The following is a 12,335-nucleotide window of genomic DNA, read 5'->3' on the forward strand; positions in this document are numbered from 1 at the left end:
GTTAGTCACTCTCCCACCTCTAGCAACCTAAGAAAATATTTCATTGTTTTCATTGAAGTATAATAATCGATCTTTTCCTTACTTGATAACGCATTAAAACCTTTTTTATGTGGCACATATAAAGTTGAATCTTCATAACTGATAATCTTATTAAAAGGTAAACTTAAGGTTAAGTCATTCAAATCAGACACTGTATAAAACACCTCAACTACCTCCCCCTTCAAACAAGGCTCCTTTAAACCACTTCTATCTAAAATAATTAAGAAAGGTGTATCCATTGCTTTGACCATAAAGCCTTTCAGTAATTCAAGATTAATGCCTGCCATATAGAGATCTGCGTAAGGATAAAGATACTTTTTATGATCTGCATAATGGCTTTCAATAACTACAAGGGGGGATGATACACCTCTCTTAAACCTTATAACCTCTTGTAAATAGTATAGAAAAGTATCCATAAAGCGTACTCTTGTTATCTCTTTTATATAGATAATTCTCTTATAAGCTTTCTCTTTTATGGCTATAGACGGGCTTTCTAGTTTCTCACCATCAGGAAGAACCTTATCTAATTTTATTTGTAACGTGTTTAAAAGACTTTTATAAGCATCAGCTCTTTGCTGTTCTTTCTTAGAGAGTCTTCTTGCTGCTGATACTTGGTGATGCATATGACTAATCTTTTCATTAGCGTTGATCAATCCTATGGCATTAGAGTCTCCCATTTCATGTATTTTGTGACCAAGGTGTGGCTTCTGTTGATATGTATGTATGTCAAGACGTGGATTAAGTCTTCTGGTCTCTTTAATCAATGTTTCTAACCCTATTGATGTAAAATATAATTCTTGAAAATCATCTTTAATAACTATTTCTTTTGCATTTTCATTCAAAATAAGTTTATATAATTCTTCTACTGTCCGACAAACTGAATACTCATGATTACCCTTTTCATTAATGTCTAAAGAGCATACATAAACCATGTATTTCTCCCCCCAACTTAAGCGAGTTAAGGTTAAATATAGGAATTTCTATCTGATTCATAATCTGTAATAAATCACATACTATGATTTCTAAACTTTTTTGATGAAGAATACTTAATTCTTCCAACTTTCGCATGTTCACACCTACAAAGCTGCTACAATTCATGTAGTTATCTGGCATCTTTTCAACGGTCTTCAAAACATCTACCAGGTTGTTTGGTAGCACAGTAATGTAATCCATTGCTGATGGTATTTCGTCCAATTCTAATTCCATGATAAAATAATCAATCTGCTGTGATAAATTATGCACCAACAAATTGCAGAGGAAGCTATAGTTATGCTGTTTCTTTTTACGGCATGTTATAACGATTAACTTTTCTTCAGTATGGCTAATTCTTTTGATTGTTTCCTGTGGACTCCTATACATCTGTTCTAGTGAGATCTCTAAAAAAGCTACGGCAGATTTAGTCGCTATATGTGAAAGCGTTAAATACTTAAAATCTTTCTCAAGAATAAGAGTCTTTCCATCATGTGAAAGATATTGAGCCATCAAATAAGCAAACACCGTTCGTTCTTGCGAAGGTAGGCCTGTAATGGTTATGATTTGGCACTGTTGATCCATTTTACTTAACAATCCTGAATCCCCTCTCTAGTAGACTTTCTAATACTGATTGTGTTTTTTTCTTACTGCCATGTAGCTGCATGTCCTCAAGGTCCATTAAGTGAAGAGCTTTAGAAACAATTGCAGCAACTTGCCTTCTTGTAGCAATAGATAATAGTGAGGAGTCAACTATTTTTTTCAGTGTTTCCTGATGATCAATCTTTGTTCTTACACCAAATACAACACATCTTCTATCATAAAACTTCTCAATTGCATGAAGGTTGTAGTTAATGATTGTTCTTAAGTCATTATTTTCGTCTAATCTTTCTTTTGAATCAAAAAGTACATATCGATTAAAAATATCTGGAGCACCCATATTATCTAAAACATAAATATCTACCTTGCACTCCTTTAAATGTTTGTATAAGTTCGTAAGGAATGTAGTTCTTGCCTTTTCATCTAAATCTTGAGTATCCCCTATCAAATAATAAGTAATGTCGCCATTACTGTATTGAATACAACCGTCTGCATGAATATTTCGCATATCAATGGTTTGTAACTCATGTCTATTTCCCATAACTTATCACTCCCACTTAACAAAATCATTATAGTAAAGGAACCTTATTCAAGACTTCTTCTCTATTGAAGACAAATTTATCCATTATCGTTCCCAAAGAAGGTACAGAAAGATGAACACAAGCATTTCTTCTATAGTCAGATAATCTGTGGACAGTAACATACTTGGATGTAATCGGTGATATTTCAGCTAATGTAATGGTAATGGTATCATCAGTCAGTTGAACTTCTATTGTTTCTTTTGCTGGTTGGATTAGATTTGATTTTAAAAAGACTTTATAGGCATTTAGGTAGGCATATCTGTCCAAGACCATTTTTCTTCCTCCTCTTTTAATGCAGTGTATATTTCACCAATGGTTTTTCCCATCAGTTTTGTTTTTAATTCAGGAGAAAAATACAAGCATTTGATTAAAGGGTTTAAGTCACCGGCTATATTGGTTATCAACTTTTGTGTAACAATGGAATGCATATTCATTATCACTCTGTCAATTGAATAGTCACTGAGTTCCTGCAAATGAAGTAACCCTTCTGATAAACAATGAGCATTAATCGTTGAATAAACGACTTGACCGCTACAGGATAAATCCATGATAGCTTTTGCAGTAAAACTTGTTACTTCTGAAATATAAAGCCTATCTGGATTTTGATTTTTTAGAGCTTCAAAGCCATCCATCCAATCTTCATCATGGTCTATATTCATTTGATGCATATTGTCTACCAGGCTTTCTACTGGATGCTCTAATGAAATAATATTACACTTTTCCTTCGCTAAGAGTTCCTTAAAAATCGTAAGAATGGTGGTTGATTTGCCACTGCACGGTGGACCCATTACAAGCCGAATACCCGGCTCTGAATCTAGAAAGTTTTCTCTTATAAAGTCAATAGATCTCTTGTCCATACTTAATTCTTGTAGATGTTCAATAATGAACATACTGGGTATAATTCTAATAGTGATGATCTGGCAGTGATGATTATCATTGATAACCACTCTTCCACGATGATGTAAATCCAATTGGATACATCTCATTTTCCCTTGATTAACATCACCATTCACCATTGGCGAGCCAGCTTTAGCACAGATGAGCTTGATAAGCTCTTGAATATCGTCAAGTGTCAAATTTCTTTTTGCTTTAACTCGCTTACTTTTAATTTGATAATTTATATCGATGGAGGAAGCTCTTGATGATAATGTTATTTCATTTGCTTCTAAACTAACAGCTTCTTCGACAATGAAATCAAATTGATCTTTTACCGGTATTCTGTATAAGAATTCTGGTATACCATATAGTCTAGTATAATGCTTTATATAGTAATGTAGGGGCACGTAAACCTTTTCTATGTTCCAATCCTTAAAAGGTATTATTGACTCAATATCCCATTCAGGAAGTATGCCTATAAGAATAGTATGATTCACTGGATCCTTACTGAGTGGTAAACACTTATATGTATAAAAATGTTCAACTATTTCTTGAGGTACATATCTAGCTGAGGGTAGATGTAGATTGACGCTATAGGCTTGACTTGTGCATTGGAAAAGTATATCAGGTTCCAAAAGTCTTTGCTCATAGATGATAAGAGCTTCAGGTGTTTTGAACTTTCTATGATCTTCAAATCGAAGCTCAACGCACTTTCGTACCATCTGAATTTCTGTTGTGCTTAAGAAGCCTTCTAAGTTCATCATCACCTAAATGCCTCTTCAAAAATATCTATTATTTCTTTGTGGTCATAGGGCGCTATACCTTTAAGTGAGCATGCTCTTATTTGAGCCAAGTGCGGTATGGTTACAAGTTTCGTGAGTAGAGGATCAACTGTCAAATCATTGAGTAATTTTATAGGATCAATAGGAGGGTCGATAAGGACAATTTTTTTTGCTATGTTCCCATCTTTAAAGTTACTTATGCTATCCCTTGTTAGAGCAATCCCTCTAGGTGTACAATCAGTGATGAAATGTACAGTGAGGGCTGAGTCAGTCAAACTATCCAACAATGATTGCTGTGATGTATCTAGGATGAGATTGATATATGGGTAGTAATTCAATCTGGTTTTTAATTCACCAACGATTTCATCCAGTTGATCTATCTCATTACCGACATAACCTTCAACACATAAAAATTGTTTTTCTACTCTATTGGCTAGAAAATCATCAAGCGTTACAGGTTCAACGCCATAATCTCTTAGTTTAGATGAGCCTGTTAAATCAATCAGTAAGGTATTTTGCCTTCTTGATAAAATCCCTCCCCAAGTAAGAGCCGTTGATGTTCTACCTACTTCACTAGGTCCAACAAAAAGTCTTAGCGAATTCTTAATAATACTGTCAACAATAATTACATCTTCAATTCTTTGTGCCGATAATAAAGTGATCAGTTTTTGCTGATAATCGATAATGGAATCATCTGCTTCACATAACTTAAAAACCAGTGTGATTACATTTTTTATTTTCCCCTCTAATAAAGACATGGACACTCTATTATTCTGAAGGTCACTCATTAATTTTGATGCTACATTAGCTGCATTTTGAGGTGTAAAGACTCTCTTAGCGGGTTTCATAATTTCATTGATGTATGGGTTTTCAGAGGGTAACCCTTCATCCATATCTTCAATAATCTCTGTTATGGTAGCATCCATTGATTTATATACTTCAATGATTTCTCTGGTCAGTTCAAGTAATTGCGTCTGGATTTCAAGTCGTTCATTGATGAGGCTTCGTAACTTATCTTGATCTGCAAACATCACTTTACTTGTACTCATCTTATCCAATGCACTTCTAATGGCATTAACTCTTTTATCAACTGTAGCTTCTGCAGAAGCCACAATAGCTGTCATAATCGCCATTACTTTCTCTGCAATAATGTTATTCTGCGTAGCTTTATAAGCTGACCGATTAAGACCGATCTCTTTGATTTCCATAAATTTTTGCTCAGCCGTCTTTGAAGTATCCTTGAATGTGTTGGCAATTTGTCTGTCTAGAACCTCTAACATGTTAACAACACCAGCGTACTGGGTATTTTCATTTAATAATTCTCTGAATAAAACATCTTTCTCCAAAGCTCGCTTAAACAAATCCCAATCACCAAATTCACCGCATTTTGCGATTCTTTCTTCCAGCGACATTGTCATTTTCATGGGATGAGCTTCATCCTCGGTTAAGTCCATGGGTTCACTCACTGATTCATCAATCAAGTCTGCTTCTACAGTGGGGTCAGAAATTATAGGATCTGGTATTTCCACCGTTGCAGCTATTGGTGGTGTAGTAATCTCGGTCTCTATACTATCCGAAGAAACAAGCTTTGTTTCATTTTTACCCACTTGCTTTAACTCAATAACTTCAGATACTGCTTCTTCAATTAAAACCGATGTCATTTTTTTTGCTTGAATCTTTAGGATGTCACCTTCTATTTTTTTTGCATCCTTTTCTTTCTGATAGACGTAGATTACGCCCACAGCTTCATGTTTTTTGTGGATCCCTTGAATCAAATCCTTTCCACTTATTCCTGCTAAGTCTTTTGGACCTATAACAACAGCATCCATGTTGGATTCCTTTGGATTCACTGGGAGTGTCTCGATAATTTTATTTATATTGGTCTGAAAAGCTTTTTGTCCTAGAGCTTTTTTTACAAATGCACTAAGTGAGGCACTATAAATCATAAGCTCTTCCTCCTTAACATATAATATCTTTCATGACTTTCTAATAGGAAATTAAATGTAGCTAAGCTACTATAAGATAAAAAGAAGTCTCTATAATATAGCCGTGGGAAAGGACGAAATCGGACACTTTTTTAAAGTTTTTTACATCTTTTATCATTTTTGTTTATTTTCAATAATTATTTTCAGCTTTCTAAGTGCCCTTTTATGTCTTTTTGCTACAGTATCTTCTTTCATTTTGAGACATTCTCCAATCTGTTTGAAAGTCAATTGACCTTCATACCGCATTTTAATAATACGAATATCAAAATCTGTCAATTCATGTAAAGCATCATACAGATCCAAATCTTCAATTGTTTCTACAAAACTTAAATACTTGTTCAGCTCTTTAATCATTCTATTATCATTGATAACTTGGGATTTTGTATAATGAATATACCATTCATTCATGAGCTCTAAAGAAACATTATGTCGATAGTATCTTCTTTGCTGATTTTTTTCTTGTTTATCTTCAAAAGCTATTACATCTAAAATTTCTTGAGCTACTTGCTTTGATAAATAGGGTGCATCATCATATAAAACCATTCTTGCATCTCCTTTTACTTGACTACTTCACGAGCTCTATTTTTATTTTTATAATATTTAAAATATTTAGTTTTTTATGATTTTTATATAGGGGAGAGGATAATAGTTTTAGTTGACTATTATCCTACTATAATCCATTCAATAAAACTTGAGTTAATTTCAAAGTGACTTACCTAGAAAAAACATTGAATAGACCTTTCTTTTTCTTACTTTTGTTGTCCACTCCTAATAGTGTATTGAATATTGTATAAAAAACTACTTCCACCTCTTTTGAGGGTAGAAAAGGATTTTTATTAAAAGGTATGGTATAAATTTTATTACTTACGATATTTTTTACATCAATAAGCTCAGATTCATTGATAAACGGAATGAGGTAATTCCATGTAGCATTAGGATCATATTGATTAGTTTGTTTATAAAAGGATCGAATCTCCCTCAGTTTCCAGTCAATAGCCTGTCCAATGACTAATCGCATATTTGTACGAATAAAATCATTGATATCATAGATATCTTCATAGGATCCAAAGTCCAATAAGACATAATCATAATTTTCTTTGTAATTTGCAACAAATTCTGTGTATTCCATACCACAAAAATAATCAATACCGTTATGTTTATAAAATGAACCAGTATTCTTAGGATCTGCAATTTTTTTGATCTCTTTAAAGGTACCAGTATCATTCAGTTCAAACAGTGCAACCTTATACTTAAAACCTAAGATATTAGCAAACATTAATGCGGTATGTGTCACACCTACCCCATTGCTTACCCCTACTAAACCTATCTCTGTTACACCAACAGTGTAATACTTCACCTGAGAAATATCTGGATCTATATCATTATAATTGATATTTTGATAGGGTGTAGGGGTTCCTTGAGATTCAAATAAATCTTTATGTTTACTTGTATCAGCACCATTCTTATGGGTATCACTCAGTATTCTATTTTTCCCCTTAGCACCTAGAACGCCTACCGTTTCAGCATAATCTCTATTTTCACTTTTTTTATCCCTATGAACACTGAAGCCATTGTTTTGCTTAATGGATTGCAATAGATCTTCATTGAGCACCTGATCCAGTTCATCTTGATGAAGCTGTTCTTTAATTCCTCTTAAAGAATTATAAAATTCTTTAGCACTTTTATATCTGTCAGCCTTATTGGATACAGCTTTTAATAGAATTTGCCCAAGTATTTCTGGAGCATTAGCTGGTATGTCAGGAATCTCACCACTTAACCTGCGATTAATTGCATTTTCTACATCATCCATATCAAAATCCTGGGGGTAAGGTTTCACAAAAGGATAGCGATTAAAGTTGAGCAACCTATACATGACGATACCTAAAGAGTAAAGATCCACTGTATTATTATATTCCTCTTTACCTAAGTATACTTCAGGTGCTATATAGGCAGGTGTCCCCTTCATAGACGCCGCTTTGGATTTATTCTTTAATGCTTTTGCAATGCCAAAGTCACCTAATTTAAACCTTTTATCTTTGGAGATAAATATATTATCTTCCTTAATATCCCGATGTATGACATTATTAGAATGGCATAAATCAAGCGCAGATAGTACATCTAACCCTAAGTCAACTACATCTTCAAGTGTAAGCTGATGATTTAAGAGGTATTGACTCACTGGTGTTAAATACTCCATCCTTAAAAAGATATTATATTGAAAAGGTTGCTCCGTTTTTTCAATATCATTATCGTAATAACCAACGATGTTGGCATTATTCTTTTCTGATAAAGTACGTAAGATCTTGATTTCGTCAACTATACCATCTAGAATGTTTTTGTAGTAGTTATTAGCTTTACTATAATCTCCACACATGGAACTAAGTATATCTTTATACTCTGTCTCATTAGGAATGGTAATGTGTTTTAAGGCATATGTATATTTACCACTTTCATTGATCTTGGATGCCTTATAAACCGTACCAAATGCACCTGATCCAATTTTTTCTTCTATTTTATACCCTGATATTACTTTTCCTATCAAGTCAAGCTTTTCACTCATTGTAACCAACTTCCTTTTGCTTCTTTTGTCATTTCGATTAAGATTATCGTAATGTTATCCATACCACCTTGTTTATAGCCACTACCTGCTAAAGCCGATTTCGTCAGCTTCCTTGCTGCCTCCTCAATATTTCCCTGATGATAATACTCATGGAGAATAGTTTCGATCTCCCCGTTTGTCAGAACATCGGTTAACCCGTCACTGCAGAGAAGAAACCAAGCTTTCGTATCTACAGTGATTATCTCTGTAACTTCACTATTGAGTTGCATGAATTGCTCTGTCATTCCAAAGTATCGACTCAAAGCTTTGCGCGCACCAAAATTCTTTAGTTCCTCTTGGTTTAACAACTTCAAATCAAAAAGTCGTTGACCTTCAGTATGATCTTTGCTCATCTGCCTAAGATCTTGACCACAATAATGATAAATGCGACTATCACCTATATTAAAGCCAATAACCTTATCATCGTAAATCATGAGTGTTGCTAATGTAGCTCCCATACCATGTAATGTTGGGTCCTTAGCAGCATATTGGCATAAATCACTATTGGTTATCTCTACATAAGATTGGTAATGACTAATAGCGTCTTCAAAACTCTTACTATCAAGAATTTTATGTCGTTCTCGTCTTAAGGCTTGAATAACAAACGTACTAGCTATTTCTCCTGCATTATGTCCACCCATTCCATCACTGACTGCGAAGAGGGCTTTTTTACTTGGATTGCTACATCTCTTGATGAATTTCTCCTGTTTTCTTTCTCTAAATAGAACCTGGTCTTCTAGAGTGATGTACTTACCATTGGAAAGTAAAAAATTATCTTCTTGCATCTGGCGTTTTAGACCGATATGGGATATGGCTAAAGCATTGATGTTATACAACATCTTTTTCTTGTTGTTCTTGTTGTTCTTGTTGTTCTTGTTGCTCTTCTTGATTCTTGATGACCATCGCTAATTTCTTAATAAACCGCTGACGTTCAATATCCACATATCCTCTAAAATATACTTGTTCAATATCTTCATGATTAAAGAGGAATTGAGATTTTAAACCAATGTTCCCTTCTGGATAAATAACACCTGCATAATCGTATTCGATTTTTTCATCCTCACCATCCAGTTGTTTAATCCCAAAAATCATTAATCTTTTTTTGCCCTCTTTTAGTCGTATAACGGTACCGATGGGTAATAAACGATTAACTTCCATACATCAAGCTCCTTTCATAGTCCATTCCAATTACCATCCCCATTTTACCTTAGGAAATCGAATAGGATTTTTAATACAGTTCACCAAACCCTTCATTGTGTCTCCTACAAAGTCTCCAACATCTGAGATTGTGTCGCCTATGAATTCTCCAGTATCAGCAATTGTATCACCAATAAAATCTGCTGCTTCTGTAACTTTATCTCCAACGAAATCTGCCACATCAGCTACAGTATCTCCAACAAACTCTGCTGCCTCTACAGCCTTCTCGCCTAAGAAATCTAGACCTTCATCAAATTTTTCATCCAAGAATTCACTTGTATCCATAATAAAGTCACTGATGGCTTCTTTTGCACCTGTTTTATCAAGTATGTAGCCAACACCAGCCCCTACTGCTACAGTGACTATTACCACAGGTGCTCCAGCTACTCCAAGAGCTGTTGCTCCAGCTGCAACTGCAGCTTTAACACCCACATCAACAGCAATATCAATAGCTGTCTCAACAGCGGTTTCACCTAGTGCTCTTTCAAAACTATTCCCTTCCTCAGCAAAGTTATCAAAGCCATTATCTAAAGCAGATAGCCCAACATCAAAAAAACCACTTTTCATAAAATCTAATGTTTTAAAGCCATCTACAAACTCATCACCCTGCTTACGAACTACTGCTAATACCCTCTCTTTACAAGAGGATATGGGAATCTGAGTTGCTTCTGTAGCTCTACCCAGTAATCGGTTCATTCTACGAGTACTTATAATATCTCGAACATCAAGATAATCCTTTATCGAACTTCTCACATCTTTTGTTATAGATACAACATTTCCAAATAAACCTCTATCTTTTCCAGAGTAATCAAAGTAACCTCCTGATAACCAATCCCCAATACCAACCATGGTCGAACCCAGTATAGAACTTATATTTCCAGCAAAAGGTATGAACTTTCCTATACCTTTTACACCTGACCCAAACCAAGTTAAGATATCACTGATGATACTTTGGTTTTCATCTGATACTGCTGATCCGCCAACTTGATTATTTAATTGTTCTAAATGTAAACTATCTAGTTTTTCATATTCTAGATACGAGACTCCAAGGAAGTCATGCATTTTATTGAGTACCATAGCTTCTCGATTAAGGTCATCAGAAAGATTCTTGATCTTTCGTTCTATACCTGATTTTGAACGAACATCCCAGTCCAATCGCGTACTAACCCGTGATAGATCATCACCTATACGCTGTACATTATTTTTAATTTGTAGAACATCATCTTGATATTCCCTAAATTTCGATTTATCAACTTCTATAAAGGCCAAAATATCATCCTCTCAATTGTTTTTCCGCTACACCAACTCTCTTTTTCTAGCACCTAAATAATTAAGGCCATTTATTGTTAATAAAGATTGAATATTAAAAATATTCTTAAAATCTAACCAAGCCGTAAACATACCTCTACGGCTTGATTAGATTTTATAAACCTACATAGGATCTAGCTTCGTTTACTTTCTATATCCTGCATATTAGTAGCATTGGTTCTATCCCATTCATCAGCAGCATTGGTCAAGAAAGTTGCGTACTGGTTAATGGTATTATATCTTTCTTCAAAGTCATCACTTAATTCATTAAACTTTCGGATAGTCGTTTCAGCTACATCCCCTTCCCATGTTGCTCTAAGGCGATCGATTTCATTCTTCATCTCTTCAGTAAAATTTTTGATGGAGCTTGAGCACCCCTTTAAAATATCAGATTTTTCTCTCATAACTGTTGAATTAACTTTAATTGATGCCATATGTATCATCCTTTCTTTTTTTATCTACCTGTGAATAAATTACCGGTTGCATCCTTAAGAGCATTTTCGGTCTTCTCAATACGTTCTGCCGTCATTCTCAAAAACTCTGAATAACTTCTTAAAATCGTTGCAAGCTCTTGAAAGTCATTTCGATACCCTTCTATTTGCTTGTTAAAAGCATCACTTGATTGCCCTTGCCAGTTTACACGTAAGTTAGCTATTTCTGTATAAATTTTTGCATACTCCGCTTCATATCTTGCTGTTTTGTCTTCAATCATCTGAGATGAATTTCTTAAATCAATTGTCTCCACTCGCATTCCGTTTTTCGCCATTATAAGGACTCCTTCCAAATTTAAAATTTCTTGCTCGCAAGTCTCTTCGCTCTTTCTGCGGCCTCTAAATCTTCTTCGTGTATTCTATGAGCTACATTTTTTACCGTGTTTGAGACTCTTTCAATTTCCATACTTTTTCTATTCATTTCTTCTTTTAACATTTCACACTGATTTAAAAAAGCTTCCGAAGCTGGTCCCTTCCATGAAGTTTTTATAAATCCGATTAAATGATCAAGCTTTTGTACGTTATGACCTAAATCACTCGACATCCCCTCAATATCATTAGCTTGACTGAGAACTCTAGTGTAGTTTATTCTAAATCTCGCCATCTAATTTTATCCACCTCCATCTAGGCATAATTAAAAACTATTGCCTTGTCAAATCAAAATTAGTTTACTACCGTTAACTATACCGAGGTGTTTACAACTTATTTCCTTATTCAATACAAGATTTGTTGCCGTGTTGATGAGCATTAATTCCTGTATTTCAAACTTAATACCTCTATACTCTTCATATAATACTTTTGCTATTAACTTGATGATTTTGTGTACATCCATGCTTTCAGGTACAAGAAAATCAAAACTACTTCCAAGTGAAGGAACATCAACAGTCAAAGATATTTTGCTCGTCAAT

General features: G+C 34.4%; 15 protein-coding genes. All 15 read right to left on the reverse strand.

Features of this window, described 5'->3' with window-relative positions:
- Positions 1-5 precede the first annotated feature (5 nt).
- On the reverse strand, positions 6-971 hold the full coding sequence (locus tag C1Y58_RS01015; protein WP_105614131.1) for a hypothetical protein: 966 nt from the start codon (positions 969-971) through the stop codon (positions 6-8).
- Positions 943-1,605 carry a hypothetical protein gene (locus C1Y58_RS01020; protein ID WP_105614132.1) on the reverse strand — a complete coding sequence of 221 codons (663 nt, stop codon included), beginning with the start codon at positions 1,603-1,605 and terminating at the stop codon, positions 943-945. The genes C1Y58_RS01015 and C1Y58_RS01020 overlap by 29 nt, the downstream gene beginning before the upstream one ends.
- Positions 1,595-2,149 carry a hypothetical protein gene (locus tag C1Y58_RS01025; protein ID WP_105614133.1) on the reverse strand — a complete coding sequence of 185 codons (555 nt, stop codon included), beginning with the start codon at positions 2,147-2,149 and terminating at the stop codon, positions 1,595-1,597. Before C1Y58_RS01025 ends, C1Y58_RS01020 begins: the two co-directional genes overlap by 11 nt.
- Before the next feature lie 28 nt (positions 2,150-2,177).
- Positions 2,178-2,462, reverse strand: coding sequence for a hypothetical protein (locus tag C1Y58_RS01030; protein WP_105614134.1), 285 nt, complete (start codon positions 2,460-2,462; stop codon positions 2,178-2,180).
- Positions 2,435-3,829 (reverse strand): ATPase, T2SS/T4P/T4SS family, encoded by a 1,395-nt coding sequence (locus C1Y58_RS01035; protein WP_105614135.1) that lies wholly within the window; start codon positions 3,827-3,829, stop codon positions 2,435-2,437. The genes C1Y58_RS01030 and C1Y58_RS01035 overlap by 28 nt, the downstream gene beginning before the upstream one ends.
- Complete coding sequence (locus C1Y58_RS01040; protein WP_105614136.1) at positions 3,829-5,793, reverse strand: hypothetical protein; 1,965 nt, start codon at positions 5,791-5,793, stop codon at positions 3,829-3,831. Before C1Y58_RS01040 ends, C1Y58_RS01035 begins: the two co-directional genes overlap by 1 nt.
- A gap of 153 nt (positions 5,794-5,946) precedes the next feature.
- Entirely contained in the window at positions 5,947-6,375 is a 429-nt protein-coding gene (locus C1Y58_RS01045) for a sigma factor-like helix-turn-helix DNA-binding protein (protein ID WP_105614137.1), read from the reverse strand.
- Between the two features lie 169 nt (positions 6,376-6,544).
- Entirely contained in the window at positions 6,545-8,392 is a 1,848-nt protein-coding gene (locus tag C1Y58_RS01050) for a serine/threonine-protein kinase (protein WP_105614138.1), read from the reverse strand.
- Positions 8,389-9,270, reverse strand: coding sequence for a PP2C family protein-serine/threonine phosphatase (locus C1Y58_RS01055; protein ID WP_105614139.1), 882 nt, complete (start codon positions 9,268-9,270; stop codon positions 8,389-8,391). Before C1Y58_RS01055 ends, C1Y58_RS01050 begins: the two co-directional genes overlap by 4 nt.
- The gene (locus C1Y58_RS01060) at positions 9,260-9,589 is read right to left on the reverse strand and encodes a DUF4176 domain-containing protein (protein ID WP_105614140.1); all 330 of its coding nucleotides are present in this window, start codon (positions 9,587-9,589) and stop codon (positions 9,260-9,262) included. The genes C1Y58_RS01055 and C1Y58_RS01060 overlap by 11 nt, the downstream gene beginning before the upstream one ends.
- Positions 9,590-9,619: 30 nt before the next feature.
- The gene (locus C1Y58_RS01065) at positions 9,620-10,897 is read right to left on the reverse strand and encodes a hypothetical protein (RefSeq protein WP_105614141.1); all 1,278 of its coding nucleotides are present in this window, start codon (positions 10,895-10,897) and stop codon (positions 9,620-9,622) included.
- A 173-nt stretch (positions 10,898-11,070) separates the two neighbouring features.
- A complete protein-coding gene (locus C1Y58_RS01070; protein ID WP_157949886.1) occupies positions 11,071-11,370 on the reverse strand; it encodes a WXG100 family type VII secretion target in 300 nt (99 codons plus the stop codon).
- A 20-nt stretch (positions 11,371-11,390) separates the two neighbouring features.
- Complete coding sequence (locus C1Y58_RS01075; RefSeq protein ID WP_105614143.1) at positions 11,391-11,702, reverse strand: WXG100 family type VII secretion target; 312 nt, start codon at positions 11,700-11,702, stop codon at positions 11,391-11,393.
- A 20-nt stretch (positions 11,703-11,722) separates the two neighbouring features.
- Complete coding sequence (locus C1Y58_RS01080; RefSeq protein WP_105614144.1) at positions 11,723-12,031, reverse strand: WXG100 family type VII secretion target; 309 nt, start codon at positions 12,029-12,031, stop codon at positions 11,723-11,725.
- Positions 12,032-12,079: 48 nt separating this feature from the next.
- A complete protein-coding gene (locus tag C1Y58_RS01085; protein ID WP_105614145.1) occupies positions 12,080-12,334 on the reverse strand; it encodes a hypothetical protein in 255 nt (84 codons plus the stop codon).
- Between the last annotated feature and the right edge of the window lies 1 nt (position 12,335).

Source organism: Vallitalea okinawensis (genome assembly GCF_002964605.1).
In the GTDB taxonomy this organism is placed as follows: domain Bacteria; phylum Bacillota; class Clostridia; order Lachnospirales; family PQDH01; genus Vallitalea_A; species Vallitalea_A okinawensis.

What these genes read in the sequence shown, in the direction of transcription:
- C1Y58_RS01015 (WP_105614131.1), bottom strand. Translation starts at nt 971, where the DNA reads ATGGTTTATGTATGCTCTTTAGACATTAATGAAAAGGGTAATCATGAG.
- C1Y58_RS01025 (WP_105614133.1), bottom strand. Translation starts at nt 2,149, where the DNA reads ATGGGAAATAGACATGAGTTACAAACCATTGATATGCGAAATATTCAT.
- C1Y58_RS01030 (WP_105614134.1), bottom strand. Translation starts at nt 2,462, where the DNA reads ATGGTCTTGGACAGATATGCCTACCTAAATGCCTATAAAGTCTTTTTA.
- C1Y58_RS01035 (WP_105614135.1), bottom strand. Translation starts at nt 3,829, where the DNA reads ATGATGAACTTAGAAGGCTTCTTAAGCACAACAGAAATTCAGATGGTA.
- C1Y58_RS01040 (WP_105614136.1), bottom strand. Translation starts at nt 5,793, where the DNA reads ATGATTTATAGTGCCTCACTTAGTGCATTTGTAAAAAAAGCTCTAGGA.
- C1Y58_RS01045 (WP_105614137.1), bottom strand. Translation starts at nt 6,375, where the DNA reads ATGGTTTTATATGATGATGCACCCTATTTATCAAAGCAAGTAGCTCAA.
- C1Y58_RS01050 (WP_105614138.1), bottom strand. Translation starts at nt 8,392, where the DNA reads ATGAGTGAAAAGCTTGACTTGATAGGAAAAGTAATATCAGGGTATAAA.
- C1Y58_RS01055 (WP_105614139.1), bottom strand. Translation starts at nt 9,270, where the DNA reads ATGTTGTATAACATCAATGCTTTAGCCATATCCCATATCGGTCTAAAA.
- C1Y58_RS01060 (WP_105614140.1), bottom strand. Translation starts at nt 9,589, where the DNA reads ATGGAAGTTAATCGTTTATTACCCATCGGTACCGTTATACGACTAAAA.
- C1Y58_RS01070 (WP_157949886.1), bottom strand. Translation starts at nt 11,370, where the DNA reads ATGGCATCAATTAAAGTTAATTCAACAGTTATGAGAGAAAAATCTGAT.
- C1Y58_RS01075 (WP_105614143.1), bottom strand. Translation starts at nt 11,702, where the DNA reads ATGGCGAAAAACGGAATGCGAGTGGAGACAATTGATTTAAGAAATTCA.
- C1Y58_RS01080 (WP_105614144.1), bottom strand. Translation starts at nt 12,031, where the DNA reads ATGGCGAGATTTAGAATAAACTACACTAGAGTTCTCAGTCAAGCTAAT.